The sequence below is a fragment of the Marisediminitalea lipolytica genome (assembly GCF_001758465.1).
Lineage (GTDB): Bacteria > Pseudomonadota > Gammaproteobacteria > Enterobacterales > Alteromonadaceae > Alteromonas > Alteromonas lipolytica.
The window spans coordinates 32236-48132 of record NZ_MJIC01000009.1 but is presented as its reverse complement, the minus strand read 5'-3'; the positions used below and the strand labels follow the sequence as shown (position 1 = coordinate 48132).

Annotated in this window: 12 protein-coding genes and 1 tRNA gene; 6 read left to right on the top strand and 7 right to left on the bottom strand. The window is 44.7% G+C overall.

The features are described from left to right. Positions 1-7: 7 nt before the first annotated feature. The 3 genes from BFC17_RS04000 to BFC17_RS03990 all read right to left on the bottom strand — a co-directional run bounded on the left by BFC17_RS04000 (position 8) and on the right by BFC17_RS03990 (position 2606). On the bottom strand, positions 8-478 hold the full coding sequence (locus tag BFC17_RS04000; protein WP_070175170.1) for a very short patch repair endonuclease: 471 nt from the start codon (positions 476-478) through the stop codon (positions 8-10). A 263-nt stretch (positions 479-741) separates the two neighbouring features. After that, complete coding sequence (locus tag BFC17_RS03995) at positions 742-1749, bottom strand: hypothetical protein (RefSeq protein WP_139141996.1); 1008 nt, start codon at positions 1747-1749, stop codon at positions 742-744. A 113-nt stretch (positions 1750-1862) separates the two neighbouring features. Next, positions 1863-2606 (bottom strand): type II restriction endonuclease, encoded by a 744-nt coding sequence (locus BFC17_RS03990; RefSeq protein ID WP_175439523.1) that lies wholly within the window; start codon positions 2604-2606, stop codon positions 1863-1865. A gap of 250 nt (positions 2607-2856) precedes the next feature. Between BFC17_RS03990 and dcm the strand changes: the two genes are divergently transcribed. Then, positions 2857-4566: a DNA (cytosine-5-)-methyltransferase gene (dcm, locus tag BFC17_RS03985; RefSeq protein WP_070175167.1), complete on the top strand. Its 1710-nt coding sequence runs from the start codon at positions 2857-2859 to the stop codon at positions 4564-4566. A 576-nt stretch (positions 4567-5142) separates the two neighbouring features. Here the strand turns inward: dcm and BFC17_RS03980 are convergent. Then, positions 5143-6690, bottom strand: coding sequence for a hypothetical protein (locus tag BFC17_RS03980; protein WP_070175166.1), 1548 nt, complete (start codon positions 6688-6690; stop codon positions 5143-5145). A gap of 428 nt (positions 6691-7118) precedes the next feature. Next, positions 7119-7195: transfer RNA gene (locus tag BFC17_RS03975), tRNA-Arg, on the bottom strand. A gap of 177 nt (positions 7196-7372) precedes the next feature. Here BFC17_RS03975 and BFC17_RS03970 point away from each other — a divergent pair. The 3 genes from BFC17_RS03970 (at position 7373) to BFC17_RS03960 (ending at position 12053) form a co-directional block, all read left to right on the top strand. After that, positions 7373-8695 (top strand): hypothetical protein, encoded by a 1323-nt coding sequence (locus BFC17_RS03970; protein ID WP_139141994.1) that lies wholly within the window; start codon positions 7373-7375, stop codon positions 8693-8695. A gap of 179 nt (positions 8696-8874) precedes the next feature. Continuing rightward, the gene (locus BFC17_RS03965) at positions 8875-9267 is read left to right on the top strand and encodes a c-type cytochrome (RefSeq protein WP_070175164.1); all 393 of its coding nucleotides are present in this window, start codon (positions 8875-8877) and stop codon (positions 9265-9267) included. 176 nt (positions 9268-9443) lie between these two features. Further along, positions 9444-12053: a sensor domain-containing diguanylate cyclase gene (locus BFC17_RS03960; RefSeq protein WP_070175163.1), complete on the top strand. Its 2610-nt coding sequence runs from the start codon at positions 9444-9446 to the stop codon at positions 12051-12053. Here BFC17_RS03960 and rep read toward each other — a convergent pair. After that, entirely contained in the window at positions 12050-14065 is a 2016-nt protein-coding gene (gene rep / locus BFC17_RS03955; protein ID WP_070175162.1) for a DNA helicase Rep, read from the bottom strand. The genes BFC17_RS03960 and rep overlap by 4 nt on opposite strands. Before the next feature lie 154 nt (positions 14066-14219). On the opposite strand from rep, the gene ubiK reads away from it, so the two are divergent. After that, on the top strand, positions 14220-14474 hold the full coding sequence (ubiK, locus tag BFC17_RS03950; protein ID WP_070175161.1) for a ubiquinone biosynthesis accessory factor UbiK: 255 nt from the start codon (positions 14220-14222) through the stop codon (positions 14472-14474). 3 nt (positions 14475-14477) lie between these two features. Here ubiK and ubiA read toward each other — a convergent pair whose 3' ends face one another. Beyond that, on the bottom strand, positions 14478-15347 hold the full coding sequence (ubiA, locus tag BFC17_RS03945) for a 4-hydroxybenzoate octaprenyltransferase (protein WP_083271603.1): 870 nt from the start codon (positions 15345-15347) through the stop codon (positions 14478-14480). A 143-nt stretch (positions 15348-15490) separates the two neighbouring features. Between ubiA and BFC17_RS03940 the strand changes: the two genes are divergently transcribed. After that, positions 15491-15895, top strand: coding sequence for a flagellar basal body-associated protein FliL (locus BFC17_RS03940; RefSeq protein WP_070175160.1), 405 nt, complete (start codon positions 15491-15493; stop codon positions 15893-15895). Positions 15896-15897: the final 2 nt, after the last annotated feature.

The following is a 15897-nucleotide window of genomic DNA, read 5'->3' as shown; positions in this document are numbered from 1 at the left end:
TACTCGTTCAAATTAGCGATGAGAACTTACTTTCCGGAATTTCTAAAAAGCTCGTAGAACCGGATAACCAGGACGTGAATTTATCCAAAACATCACCGGGTTCTAACTTCGCTTGTCCCTTAAGGCTACATTCCCAAACAATCACCACTCGCCAGCCAAGCTCACGCAAAAAATCCTCCGCAGCTTCACTGCGGAGCCTGTTTTCCGTCAACTTTTGTCGCCACCAGTCAGTTCTGGTTGCCGGTAACCTGAAGAGGGCGCAATCATGCATATGCCAAAAACAGCCGTGCACAAATATTACGACCTTATATTTTGGAAGCACGATATCAGGTGTCCCTGGCAAGTTTTTTACATGAAGTCGATACCGATATCCGGCACCATGGAGGAGTTTTCTGACCAATAACTCAGGCTTTGTATTTTTTGCCCGAACCGCCTTCATGTTTTTTCTTCGTACAGGTTTTGAATGAACGTCAGTCATTTTCAAATCTTCCCCAAAGAACAGCCTGGATCAATCTGCTTTTCCTAGTACTATACTGCCAGGCTCGGTATCGGTCTATGGCTTGGCGATGAACTATCGCAGACTCGCTACCAGAGAATTAAAGCTAAAGACCTAAGAGTTCCTGCAATGCTTTAACGAAGAAAAAGGTGATACTTTGATAGTGGTAAGTTGTCGCATGCTTAACAAGCCTCGTTTCAGAAAAAGACTAAGTTAATACACTTAAAAAACCGATATTAAATAAGTTATCTGGAAGCAGCTAAGTATTCTAATCGAGTCAGATGCAATGGATTACTTCCCCCGAAATACGGATTTGGGAAACGGCAAGGTTTTTGTCTGTAGGCTGTTTCAATGTTATCGATTGCCTGCTGGCAGAATTTCTGAATTTTGTAATTCAGACGATACGACGTATCTGTCATTAAAACCCTGCTAAAATATGCATCTAATAAATCTAATTGCCCTTCTGAATCGAATATAACTAAAAAAAACGATAGCCTATCGGCCCGCCTGGCTCTGGTTTCGATATACTCAATTTCAGAGATAAAACCCAATATTGCATGTAGATAGTAAACGGCACCTTCCCAATAAGCAGCGTGCACTAAAAGATCCGTTGTATAAGAAGGATACTTCGGAACCCTTTGAACTTTGTTATCTTTCAGAGCATCGATTACTGGTTGATAGGCTTTATGCCAATCATTATTTAAGCAGGGCTTTTCTGCCCATAAAAACCGTAAGTTTCCACTAGTCATTATCACCGGATAAGGCGGCGCAGGTAATAGCAGTTCAGGCACAGAAGTAAATACCATTCCTCCGGACATACCTCCAAATTCGTGGGAAAATACAGGCAAAGCCCCAATTTCAGCTACTCCGAGCATATGAGTAAACCAGCCTACGAAAGGGTAATTCGTACCCGCACTCGCTGCCATTAAGTCAGGGAAACGAACTTTCAAGCGTTCGGCCAACTCTTTAACGGTCAAACCTTTAGCGTCTTGCAATCCGAAATAACAATTCCCGCCATTGGCAGAGGAGTGGCTTACCCGCTCGTGCCTAAACATATTATACTTTCGTACAAAACCATCTTCATCAAAATATAAATTTTGAAATGGGTGCAAACTTATACGCCAGTCCATACCTGACGGACTCATTGCACAGCTACACGCCAGGTTATGCAGCCCTTGCTTGTGAAGTTCTTGAACAGCATGTAATAACCTGATGCTGCGTCTAATGGTTGGGGTAATTTTTGTTGATGTCATACATTTATGTGTACTTAATTATTTTTATAAAATACTTCAGGTACCTTTGTTCTGTGCCTTAAATATTTGAAGGACACTAATGTATGATGATTACCTGAATTAAGTAGTCCTCACTAGCTAGCCCATCGGTTTAGCGCCGGCTTAAGGTGGATTTCAAAGAACTGCTCGAAGGACAGTACATTATAACTTGAGGAATAAACCGGATTACTCTCTTTTATCTGAGCGGGAACGACGATATACAACTTGTGCGTTGCAGCCTGCTTAAGCTGACTTTCAGTAACTTTTTCATCCAGAGTGGCAAGGAAATAGCTATAAGACTTATTCGCTTCCGTAACAACCTGACGCCAACGTTCACGTAAGGTTCTTTTCGCTGTGAATAGCATACAATCTAATGGCCGTTCTTCAAAATATTCGGCGGAAGGCATCACGAAATCAGGCTTAGCTCCATCTACAGTTATTTGTTCTGAAAAAGGAACTCCAGCTCTGATGAATAATTCTCTTATGATAAACTCGAACGCCTTACCTGCTCTCGACTTTCTGGACTGAAAAATAGACATCAAGAACTTATCGACATCAGAGAAGTTAATCTTACCAAACTTATCGATCTGCTCATCAATTACTTTTTGTCCACTCACTTCCTGCTCTTTTAGATAACTTTTATATATTTCTTCCTGCATTTCTTCCAATAATTCGGAAAAATTAGACATTACATAATCTTTTTTATGTTCGCCGATCACTCTCTCTGCAGATGATCTGCAGAGTTGCTCATTAGTGGGAAGATAAGACTTAAAATCATCGAAAAAGTTGTTACCGGAACTGCTCATAAAATCCTTCTTTATGGTAAACGTTGTTGACAAGATACCTTCCATTGTACCCAAAAGGATTCTCAAATCTATAGTTAGATGAGGATAAAGTATTATTCTAAATATCTGAAAATTAATATATTAAGCAGATATTCTTAGGTTTCTCATGTATTTTCAGATTCAGTTGCAAAGACGTTCTGGCGGATGCAAACAACTGTATAAAAACACAATACAAACTTTAATTAGGTTTTTTGGTGTGATACATTTTCACACATTAATCCCTTTTTAAGTTACAGATTATCATATGTACATTAAAGAAGTTGCTTTGGCAGATTCGCAGGCCAACTCAAGAATCCTGTTATTGAAGCATGAAACAGATAAATTACTGAAACTGCTTCTCACTATTTATGATCAGAAAACTCTCGCTTCAAAACTAAACAGTGAAGAAACAGGCCTTCAACTCAAAGAAATATCCAGAGAAAAGTTGAACAAGTGGAAAAAAAATCCGCAGAGTAGTGACATTCTTATTCACGAGGATACAAACGAGAGGATTAGGCGCGCTTTACTTCCGCAAAAGCCTACGCACTGGGACAATCCAGATTTCAAATTCATAGATCTTTTTGCAGGAATTGGGGGGTTGAGAAAAGGGTTTGAGGACGTAGGCGGCAAATGTGTATTTACCAGCGAATATGATGATCAAGCCCGAAGAACTTATCTGGCCAATCATTATGTTGACGAAAGTGAACAGCCCTACTTTACGGACACTTTAGAAGAAAACCCCGATAAGAATATTTCCTTGATGGATATAACTAACCTTACACTTACGGGACCTGAGCACTCCGAAGTTTCAGAGTCGGAAAGGTTGGAAAATATCAGGCAACATATACCAGAACATGATGTATTGCTGGCAGGCTTTCCATGTCAGCCGTTCTCAATAGCCGGTGTTTCAAAGAAGAAAAGTCTCGGAAGAAGCCATGGGTTCGAGTGCACCACACAGGGAACTCTTTTTTTCGATGTAGAGAAAATTATTCAGGCGCGAAAGCCAAAGTTTTTTGTTCTTGAAAACGTCAAAAACCTAAAGAGCCACGATAAGGGTAATACTTTCGCCACCATAATTAAGACATTGGACTCATTAGGTTATTTCATAGCAGATATTTCTGATCAAGGTGAAACTATAGAAGAAGCTATTGCTGTGGTCAGAAAGAGAAAAAAAGAACCAACTATTGTAGATGGTGCAAACTTTACGCCTCAGCATAGAGAGCGTGTTGTGCTCGTTGGCATACGTAATGACTTGATTGAAAGAAATCCTGATTTCAGTAAGTTCAGTCTGACTGATCTCACTGATTTTTATCCGGAAAGGCGTCTTACCGTATCAGAAATTCTCTGTGATCTTTCTGAAGAACAACTTAAGACCTACACGCTTACCGAAAACTTGTGGAATTATCTCTACCACTATGCGTTAAAACACAAGAGCAAGGGAAATGGGTTTGGCTTCGGGTTGGTAAATCCGGAAGACCCGAATGCTATTACAAGAACATTGTCAGCAAGATACTATAAAGACGGGTCAGAAATACTTATCAACCATAATGGTCTCGAAGCTGAATATCTGGAGAAAAACAAAAGCGCAGCAGCAGATAAAAATGCTAAGAGAGAGGCATACTCAACATCAAGAGCAGCAGAAGTACTGAACCAGCGTAAATTTGAGAATCAGGCTTTATACGAGGAAGAATTTAAGAAAAAGGTCAAAATATTCGAACGAGAATATGACGAAGAATATGGACGATATTCCGCTGATTTTGATCCTTTATATAAAACACCACGCCGCCTGACACCTAAAGAATGCGCAAGATTAATGGGATTTGAAAAACCTGAAGCCTACCGCAATGATGGATTGGACTCTGACTTCAGACAGGTTTGTGCAGATAACCGTGCTTACAAGCAGTTTGGGAACTCGGTAGTAGTTCCTGTTTTTAGGGCTGTGGCTAAGCTAATGAAAAGTAGTCTAATTAGTTAAACAACTGTGAATATCTGAATCAAAAATTAAGGGGTAAGAAATTAAATATTGATGCCACAGTTAGATTCACGGAACACATTATGTGCTTTTGGCTCAATGATATTTTAACAAGTACTAACATGATTAAACTGGGATTGAACTCTTTACCAAATGAAACTGATGGGCTGGTGTAGGATATCTTCATCGCCTGCCCTGATGGCATGCAAGGGCTCCCTGGAGACATCGAAGCTGCTTACCAGAAAGGCATTTACAGCGCAGCCACTCTGGCAAAACGGAACTAGCCTGACCACTATTTGCTGAAAAATGGGATGGCTAACATCCAACGATTAGCCAGTAAAAGAGCGGAAAGCGACCAATAGTCAGTTATTGGTCATGTGCTGTGACCGCATATCACTGTGATAAACAGTCATTTAAGCAGCCGCACTCACAGTCAATTAGCGCGTTTCCTAGCCCCGTAATGATAAGTTTTACGATGGATATCATGTCTTAGCATGAGCTGAAATGGCTCGTTCTTATATCAAATTATCCACATCTTAGTTATACATTTACCTAAACAATGAACATTGCCATTGATACTTAATCTTTAAGACAATTACCATCTAATTGTCCAGTAAAGAGATACCCAAGATTACATCCAACATCATCCAAAGCTCCCCTAATATTCTGGTTTTTTGTTAGAGCTTCGTTAACAAATTTAGTTTTGTTTGATGTATTAAAATCTGCCGTCCATATTGGGTGGTTTACAAAGAGTTCTACAGACTTTTCAATCTGTGTCCATAAATCCTCGTTAGAAGAGTCAGCTCTTAGCATAGCTTCGCCAACGCGATCCTGCAGATTGAATTTACTAGCCACAATAGTTTGAAATAAATCAAAGGCCCTAAACTGAGCTACCCCTTTGGTCAATCTGTCCATTCTTCGCTTCTCGTGCTCAGAAGGCGTAGTATCTTTCATATTAAATGCATATTTACAAAACATGTTCGTTACATTAATTATATTTCTTGCTTCTTGCTCCCTCAATTCTGAGCTTTTCTCCCAGTTTTCTTCAAGCTGCTTTCCCCATATTAATTTTTTTAGAATTTTTGTTTTCAATTGAGATTCTGTAATTAAGTATGGAAAATCATTATTCCGTCCAGCTAACGCCACATAATTTCTGAAATCAAAATCATCATTACTAATTATATTATCTAAAAATGCTGATTCCATTGCGCTTTTTGCTCGACTCCTATCAGTTTGCGGCAGCCATGCGATGAATCCTTTTTCACTTCCATTTTCAATCCCCTGAAGCTCGAGATATTTATCTATTTGAGCTTTCCATTCATCTTTGAGTTTTGCTATCAATTCAAGTGGTGACAGACTTAACTTAGGAATTTTTGCCTGTATGGAATTTACTAATTCATTAGCTGCATTTTTACTTAAATCAAGATAAATTTTGGCTACGATATCTTGTCTTCCCAGCAGCCAATTAGATACTGTTTTATGCTGACCATCAAACATTAGAACTTTGGTTTTTCCATTCATTGCAGAAAGTCGACACCCCGGCGCTTCATAAAGAGGGTTACGATTTAAGTCAAAGAAAATCAACCAAATTTGCTTTTTCTTAATAATTCTTGGTTGAACTTCTTCATCATTGAATAGCGCTTCCCGAGGAATCCTTGCGTAAACATATCTCAATGTCCCTCTATTATTCGTTTCTTCAAATATACGATAACTTTCATTGTGTCCATCAGGTGTTTCCAGATTTAAAAATTCGCCCTTAATTGAACAATTGGATTCCTTTGGAGTTATTTGAAAGTAATCCGTACACCCTGAATACCTAATACCACTTGGTTTGCTATCTAAAAAACGCTCAAACTTTAAGTAAGGCCTTACGTCTACCGTATTAGCATTTCTTTTTACTCGATTACAGTGCTTATGAACTAAATTCAAATTCTGCCTGTCAGTTACTCCGTTTTCAGCTTCAGCTTCGTCGTGATCTGCTTCAATATCATCAGAAGCTTCATTAAGTGGACCATCGCATAAATAGCAAACGTTACCAGCCTTGGCTCTCAGGTAATCTACAATGTCGGCTCTCTGCTCTTCGGGTAACGCACTTTTCAGTTTAGAACTAATCTTTATACCTGGCATTTACATTCTCTTTAATGGTACTTATTTAACATCAATCACTACTTCCCTAATGAGTTTACGAAAGCAAAGAGGCGTAATTCAACAGAAAAATTTAAGGCCGCTTGTTAATTTAAGAAATGCTGCGAATGATAAGTGCACTAACCTTTATCATGTTCAATTTAAAAAAACTACAACCAGACTAGGCGTTTTCTATATTTAAGGAGACTCGCATCAGAATGTATAGATTCTTAACTCACAAAACAGGGAATCGCCACTAATGGTATATTTGCCATAACCAGCAGAATCACTCGGCGCGTCCTGCGCCTCGCCCTGCGGGCCGCGCTAAAGCGCGTTCAAAATTGCTCCCAGCAATTTTGTCGAACGGAGCTTCTCATCCACGGAATACAACAGATACAAAAAAACCAGCTCATGGCTGGTTCTTTTGTATCTGGCGCACCCGATAGGATTCGAACCTATGACCTTTGCCTCCGGAGGGCAACGCTCTATCCAGCTGAGCTACGGGTGCTTTCTGTGTAAACGGCTTAGAACCGTCTAGAGTGGCGCATTATAGGAGTTCGGCTGGTTAATTTACAGTAAAAAATGAAATTGGCGGTGCTGATGTTTAAAAATCAGGCAAATTAGGCTTTTGCTTCGTTGGGGGAATTGCCTTAGTCTGGCTTTAACTTTAACGGATGATGCCTTTATGCCGCGAACCTTTCCTCTATTATTGTTGAGTGTGTGCGTTCTTTTTGCTTTTTCTGTGCTTGCCAATGAGCAAAGCGATTTAGATTTTTACCACAATGTGTTTAGTGCACCGCCTGTTTTGCCTGCGGGCTATGATAATGATTGTCGGGCGTCTGATTGCCCGGGGAAGATTATGCCCGGCATTTCTATGCTTAGCGATAAAGCTAATCCGGAGTATGTTACCGTTGAGCAGTCCGGCACGGGTGCGGGTTGGGAAGAACGGGTGGCCAGCAATTGGACATTCTTTAATATACCTGCGTCGTTAGGCAAGGTTCTGGTTATTGATTACGGTCCCACACCTTCTGGTACCGGTTATCGTTATCTGGCGAATGCCAATACCCAGAATACGCTTTATGAACCCTGGAGTTCCTCCAAAATAATGGCCTTTGCCGGGGCGCTTGCCAGCGTTGGTGCCGATGTGAATGCCACCAGCATGGTGGGTGATGTAATGATGGGCGATTTAATTACCAGCATTAACAGCTATGCCCCTGCCGGTAAGGCAGATGGTAATTCCAATGCCATTGCTACTTACTTTGCTAATGTGGCTGGTCGTGGGTATTTAACCGGGCTGTTTCATGAAAAGTGGTTGCGAATGAGTAACCCGGCAATTCGCTTTCGTGGCGCTTACGGGCCAGTTGCCTTTAAGCCAGAACCGAGTGTTTGGCAGCTTGATTCGGGCACGCAACTTAATGTGAGCGCGTTTACCGAGGCCGGAGATGACCCTTTTTATCAGGGGTACCGCTGTGATGAGTGTGGCTTAACCGGCAACAAACCGATGACCACTCTGGCGCAGGCTGAATTTTTAAAACGCCTTGTTACCCATGGTTCTGAACCACATACCCGTTTACCGGGGTTTCGTGAATCCCACCTTGAAATGTTGTTATATGGCGATGGCCACAGTAATTCGGTTGTCGATGCTGGCGGTATGCAGGCGGGTATTGGCGTGTTGTTAGCGCGTGCGTTGGCAAAAGCGATTGCACCGGGCTATTTGGAATCCGGGGAATCTGCCAAGTCGGTATTAGATAAGTTTACCGCTGGTAACTGGCGTATCTTTCAGAAAATTGGCGCAGGCCCGAGTGAAACCCGTGGCCAGAGCGAAACGGTTTTACTGGCCCATGTGGTGTTGTTACCTGAAGATGAACCGCCACGGGAATTTACCCTGGCGGTGCAAACTGAAGTAGCGGGCGATAGCGAAGCCGGTGTTGGCCGGGCTGGCAAAAAAATGCAACAGGTGTTGGATATCAGTATGGCGCAGTTGTTGTCGGCGAAGTCATCTGAATAACGGTGTTTTAAGTAAGAATAGGTTGCATTTGCGCGACTAACTACCAAAAAGTCAGGTTTTTATTGGCTTTTTGATGGATAAGGACTAATCAATTAGTCTCAAACAGTTGTCGCCGCCGTATTAACCTTTATAATCATGCGGATTATTTATTTTCAGACCAAAATTGCCTGGAGACGATTGTGAAATTAAAAACGTGGTTAGGTATGGGCGCTGTAGTACTGGCAGCTTTTGCGGTAAACGCTCAGGAAATGTCAGACGAGGCGATCAAAGAGCGTATTAAGCCAGTTGGCTCTGTGCATGTTGCTGGCGCGGCCGCTGCAGCACCTGCTGGTGCAATGTCTGGTGAAGACGTTTACAACAAAGCCTGTGTAGCATGTCACGCTGCTGGTGTACTGGGTGCGCCTCGCGTAAACAATGCTGCTGACTGGGCTCCTCGCCTGGATCAAGGTTTTGATACCGTATTATCTCACGCTATTAACGGCTTTAACGCTATGCCTCCTCGTGGTACCTGCGCAAGCTGTAGCGACGACGATATCAAAGCAGCTATCGAGTACATGACTTCAGAGCTGTAAGGCTCTTATCACTGACAACCTGCATATAGCTGGTAGCTTCGCTAACGTTCGGCGCATTTTCGGTGCCGATCGTGGCGATTATCAGTACATCCATTCGACTAAAGCACTGGCAAAAAATTCTACAATAGAGTAAGTTTATTCTTCTATTCGAATGGAATTTTTGGCAGCTGAATTTTATGTCAACTGAGTCGGGCAAATATGAGTTATCAGAAGCGGAATTAAGGGAACTTATTCCACAGCTTCAACAACTCACTGATAAATATAAACGCGCAGAAAGACTGCAAAAAGCGCTGTTTAATATATCAGAACTGGCCAGTTCGGTAAGCAACCTGTCACTCCTCTACCCCGCAATCCACGAAATCATTGCTGATTTTATGGATGCCGAAAACTTTTTTGTTGCCTTTTACTCCGCTGCTACCGAAATGGTCGAAATGGCCTACTTTGTGGATGAGTTTGACGAGCAGGTTATTAAGCACCTTCCCTCAGAAGAACTTAAAAAAGGGTTAACGGGTTATATTCTTGAATCCGGCAACCACGTTTTTTTTCGTAACGAAACCAAAGAGGCTATCGATAAAGATTTAAACGTGGAGTTAATTGGCAGTCAGCCCCACGAACTGCTGGGCGTGCCGTTAAAACGTGGCAGCCAGATTATTGGTGCCATGGTGGTTCAAACCTATAACGACAACGTGTCTTACACCCACGAAGACCTTGAGGTGCTGTTGTTCGTTTCCCAACATATTGTTACCACGGTAGACAGGGTAAAAAACCGCGAGCTTACTGAGCGCACCATCCGCGAAAGAACCCGCCAGCTGCGCCAGATTAATGATGATTTGCAGGAAGAGATCCTGGAACGGCAGAAGGTTGAGGCACTGCAACAAGCGTTATTCGAAATATCCGAGCTGTCAGCCACTGCCAGTCGCGATATGGAATCCTTTTATACTACATTGCACGATGTTATCGCGCGCCTCATTAGCGCTCCAAACTGTTACATCGCGATTCTGGATGACAACAAAGAGTACCTTAACTTTCCTTATTTCAGCGATACCCAAAGCTCGCATCCCGGTACCCGTCCGTTAGGCTATGGCTTAACCGAGTTTGTTATTCGCCGTGGCCAGGCTGAGCTTATCGACAGTTCGCGAATTTTATCCCTTACCGAAGCCGGTGAAATCGACGTATCTGTTGCCCAGAATATTTTAAAACACTCTAATTCGTGGCTGGGTTCGCCGCTAATAATCGATGGCGAAGTTTACGGCGTTATTGCAGTGCAAACCTATGGTAAGTCAGCCAGATACACGCCACGCGATTTAGAACTCATGCGCTTTGTGTCGCACCATATTGCCGTTGCCTTAGAGCGTAAATTTCAGGCTGAGGCCAATCATGCGTACAGCGAACAGCTGGAAGAGCGGGTAAAAGAGCGCACGCTGGAACTTAACCGGGCCAATGATGTACTGCGCCAGCAAATAGAAGAGCGTAAGGAAATCGAGCGCAAACTCATTCATGATGCCCACCACGATACGCTAACCGATTTACCCAACCGTTCTATGTTTGCCAGCCGTCTGGAGCTGGCGGTAGCCAATAAGCAACGTCATCCGGAAAACCTGTTTGCGGTGCTTTTTATCGATCTGGACCGGTTTAAAATTATTAACGATACCCTTGGTCATCACGCTGGTGATGAATTTTTAATTGAGGTTTCCAAGCGCATCACCAAGTGTATTCGGGGGCACGATTTACTGGCTCGCCACGGTGGTGATGAGTTTGTGTTGCTGCTTGATAATTTCGAATTTGCCTCTGATGTAGAGGAAGTATCAGCGCGGATTATCGAGTCTATCTCGGCGCCATTTATACTGGATGACAAAGAAATGTACTCCGGCGCCAGTATTGGTATTGCCCATGTAGAAACCTACTACCACTCTGCCGACGAGGTCATTCGTGACGCCGACGCCGCAATGTATCAGGCAAAATCACTGGGGCGCGGGCGCTTTGTTATCTTTGATAAGAGTATGCGCGAGCGCCTGCTTGAAGAACTCGAGCTGGAAAACGAGTTTCGTCGTTCGCTGCGCGAGCAGGAATTTGAATGCTACTTGCAGCCGGTTTTTAACCTTACCAACAAGCAACCGTTATACCACGAAATTTATGTGCGCTGGGTTCATCCCACGCTGGGGAAAATCTCCCGCGAGCAGTTTCGCCAGGTGGCCGAGCAAAGCGGCCTGATCCTGGAGCTGGACCTGTATCAGTTACGTGCTGCCTGTAACCTGCTTCAACACTGGCCAGATGCCAGATACACCCAGCAACAGCCCAAGATAGCCGTGAATATCTCGATAAATCACTTGCTACAAGGTGTGATGGTGCAAAAGATTCTGGATGAAGTCAGTGCATCCGGCGTATCGCCTGAATCGCTGGTGTTTGAGTTTGACGAACACGACTTAAACCGCCGTTCGCAATATATCTTGCCCGCGATTAAAAAGCTTAAACGGGCCGGGGTAACGCTGGTACTGGATAACTTTGGTAGTGGTCTGGCGTCGCTGAGTTACTTGTTTTCTTATCCCTTTGATTTTATCAAAATCGACCATCGCTTTATTAAGTCGTTGCCGCGCTCGTTGCGAAACGAAAAACTCATTCAGTCGGTTATGCTTATCTCGGAACACCTTAATTTTGAGGTGATTGCAGAAGGCATTGATTCCCCTTCACAGCTGACCGCGCTTACCAATATCAAATGCAATTACGGGCAGGGTAAATACCTTGAAGAGTCGCAACTGCTGCCCGACGTGAAGCAAGCTAACAGTTAAGACTTACCCAACATTTCCCGCAGGTTGGCAATGCTGGCCTGGCCCTTTTGCTGGCGCTCCTCGGCGGTAACTTTGCGCTTTTTCTCTTCCCAGTCTAAATCGTCCTGGGGTAACTCAAACAAAAACCGGCTCGGCTCTGGCTGAATAACCTCGCCGTACTGACGACGTTCTTTCGACAACGTAAATATCAGCTCTCGCTGGGCGCGGGTAATACCTACGTAAGCCAGGCGGCGCTCTTCCTCAACGTTGTCTTCGTCGATACTGCTTTGATGTGGCAGCAGGCCTTCTTCCATGCCCACTAAAAACACAATGGGAAACTCCAGCCCCTTGGATGCATGCAATGTCATTAACTGCACCTGATCGGCCTCGGCCTCTTCTTCACCGCGTTCCATCATATCGCGCAGAATCAGGCGGTTAACTACTTCAGGTAAGGTCATGGGTGCGTTAAGTTCGTCGCCTTCCAGCATATCGGTAACCCAGCCAAACAGCGTACTTACGTTGGCCATGGCCATTTCGGCGGCTTTGGGACTGGTGCTGTGCTCGTACAGCCATTCTTCGTAGCTCATGGCGCGGATCATATTACGCAGCACAGCTGCGGTATCCCCTCGCACCGCTTCGTCAGACAAAGTCACTATCCAGCGGGCAAAGTTGTGTACCGCTAAAAAGCCTTTGCCGCTGAGCACGGAATTGAGGTTATCGTGACAGGCGGCCTCAAACATCGAAACGCCCAGTTCGTTGGCAAAATTACCGAGTTTTTCCATGGTCGCGCGGCCAATACCCCGCGATGGCGTATTGATAACCCGCAGTAAGGCGTTGTCGTCGTCCTGATTTACCAGCAACCTTAAATACGCCATGATGTCTTTTACTTCGGTGCGGCCAAAGAACGACATACCACCACTGATTTTGTAGGGAATACGGTTGCTCATCAGCAGCTTTTCGAACAGGCGGCTCTGGTGATTACCGCGATACAAAATGGCGTAATCTTTAAAATTAGTGCGGCGGGTAAATTTGTGGGCCAGCAATTCGGCCACTACCCGCTCGGCTTCGTGCTCTTCGTTTTTGGCCATTAACACCCGCAGCGGCTCGCCATACTCCAGCGCCGAGAACAGGGTTTTATCAAACATGTGTGGGTTATTCTGAATAAGAATGTTGGCGCAGTGCAGAATGCGCCCGGAGGAGCGGTAATTTTGTTCCAGCTTAATCACCCTAAGGCGGGGAAAGTCCTGCTGCAGTAAATTGAGGTTTTGCGGCCGGGCACCACGCCAGGAATAAATCGACTGGTCGTCATCCCCTACCACCGTAAAACTGGCCCGTTCGCCCACCAGCAGCTTCACCAGCTCATACTGACTGGTATTGGTATCCTGATATTCGTCCACCAGCAGATAACGGATTTTGTTTTGCCATTTTGCCCGGGCCTTTTCATCCACTTTCAGCAATAGCGTGGGCAGCATGATTAAGTCATCAAAATCCAGCGCATTGTAGGCGCGCAGGTGGTTTTGATACTGCTGATAGTATTCCGCAAATTCCTTTTCGCCCTGGCTAACGGCTTTTTTAAGCAGCAGCTCCGGCGTCAGCAGGTCGTTTTTCCAGTTAGAAATACAGCTTTGTAAAAGTTGCAACTGATCTTTATCGCCATCCAGTGAATGGGCAGTTAAATCGTTAAGCAGTGCCATGCTGTCTTTATCATCAAACAGCGAAAAGCCCGACTTTAGCCCCAGCGCTTTTACTTCTGACTTAATAATGTTCAGCCCCAGGGTGTGGAAGGTTGATACCTTTAACCCCCTGGCCTCCACTTTACCCAGCGTTTGCGCCACCCGCTCTTTCATTTCCCGCGCGGCTTTGTTGGTAAAGGTTACCGCCGCAATATAACGGGCAGGCATATCGCACTGGCGCACCAAATGCGCAATTTTGTTGGTGATCACCCGAGTTTTACCGCTGCCTGCACCGGCCAGTACCAGGCATGGGCCGGATACAAAAGTAACAGCAGATTCTTGTGCGGGATTCAGTTTCATTTATGGAGGTTCTCAACAGCAAAAGGCATTGGCGTTCATCGGCCGCCTATTGTAATCGACCGAGGGTAAGAATCCGAGTACTGATTATATTGCATCATCGCTCAATAGTTTTAGAATAACCCCCGTCTATTTCATTGTCAGGACAGGAAGCGTCATGTTAGATCCTAAAAAATTAGAAGATATTGCCCGCCAAATCGCCGACTCGGTACCACCGGGCGTAAAAAACATGGCGGAAGAAGCCGAAGGTAAAATTAAGCAGGTGCTGCAGGCGCAGCTTTCCAAACTCGATTTGGTTACCCGCGAAGAGTTTGATATTCAGACTCAGGTGTTAATTAAAACCCGGGAAAAACTGGAAGCCATGGAAGCACGTCTAGCCGCACTGGAAGCGCAACAAGCTGCAGAAAAATAACCCCTAGCCTACCAAAACCAGATCCACAAACAGCCCCAGCGCAATCACCAGACCTACGTAGTGATTATCCAGAAAGGCCTTAAAACAGGCCTCGCGCTGGCGATGGCGGATATTGTAGTGTTGGTGCACAAACAGTAAGCCAGCGGCTAACAAGCCAAGATAAGCGGCAATACCCAGGCCGTTTAATAAAAATACCGCGCTCAGCAAGGCCAGAGTGATCAGTTCCAGTACCGCTACAATGAGTTTGTCCATACGGCCAAACAGAATGGCGCTGGACTTAATACCAATGATCACATCATCATCCCGGTCCACCATGGCGTACATGGTGTCGTAGGCTATGGTCCACAGCAGATTAGCGATAAACAGTAACCAGCCCCATTCAGGAATATTGCCGTGAACAGCCATTACCGCCATGGGTATTGCCCAGCCATAAGCTGCGCCTAACACGGCCTGCGGCAAATAGGTGTAGCGCTTCATAAACGGATAAGCCGACGCCAGTACCAGGGCCACGCACGAGAGCAAAATCGTTGCCCAGCTCAGCTGCACAACAATTAAAAACGCAATAAAAATCAATACACTAAAAAGCTGAAGGGCTTCTCGCTCAGTCACATGCCCCGCCACCAGGGGGCGAGCATTGGTGCGTTTTACCGCGCCGTCCACATGCCTGTCGGCGTAGTCATTAATCACACAGCCTGCCGAACGCATCACCACAACCCCAAGGCTGAAAAGCAGCAGCTCCTTTACCGGTGGCATACCATTAGCGGCCAGCATCAGTGCCCACAGGGTGGGCCATAATAAAAGATAAATACCAATGGGCTTATCCAGCCGCATAAGTCTGGCGTAATAGGGAAAATTTTGCAGGGATAACACCATGATATCGCTTACCCAGGTACCGAAAAGTCGCGCAAAGTGTAGCACTGCCTGTATCACAGAGACAATGCATTAGTCTAAAGTAGGTTGTGCGCCCCGGGAGTCTCAACTAGAATTTAGCTACTTGAATTTTATGGATAACCTTAATGAAGCAGTTTCTTCGGCTGGTAGTGTTTTTTAGCTTGCTCGCGCCTTTTTCTAATAGCTATGCGCAAGATCAGCCATCTTATGCGTATATCGGCATAGAGCCAGAAATTGTCACTAATTATCTGGGCTCCAGTGCCACTAAATTGGGCTACGTAAGAGTGATGATTGAAATTATGGTGTCTGATGTAGACCAACTGGAACTGGTGGAACACCATATGCCGCTGCTGCGCTCAACGGCTATTGAGATTTTTGGTCGTCAGCCTGAAGAAAAAGTAAAATCGCTCACCGGTCGCGAGGATATCCGCCGCGCCGTGCTGGCAGCGCTGCAGGATCACATGCAACAAGAAACCGGCGCTAAAGTGATTAAAGATATTATCTTTACCAAATACCTGCATCAAAAATAGCG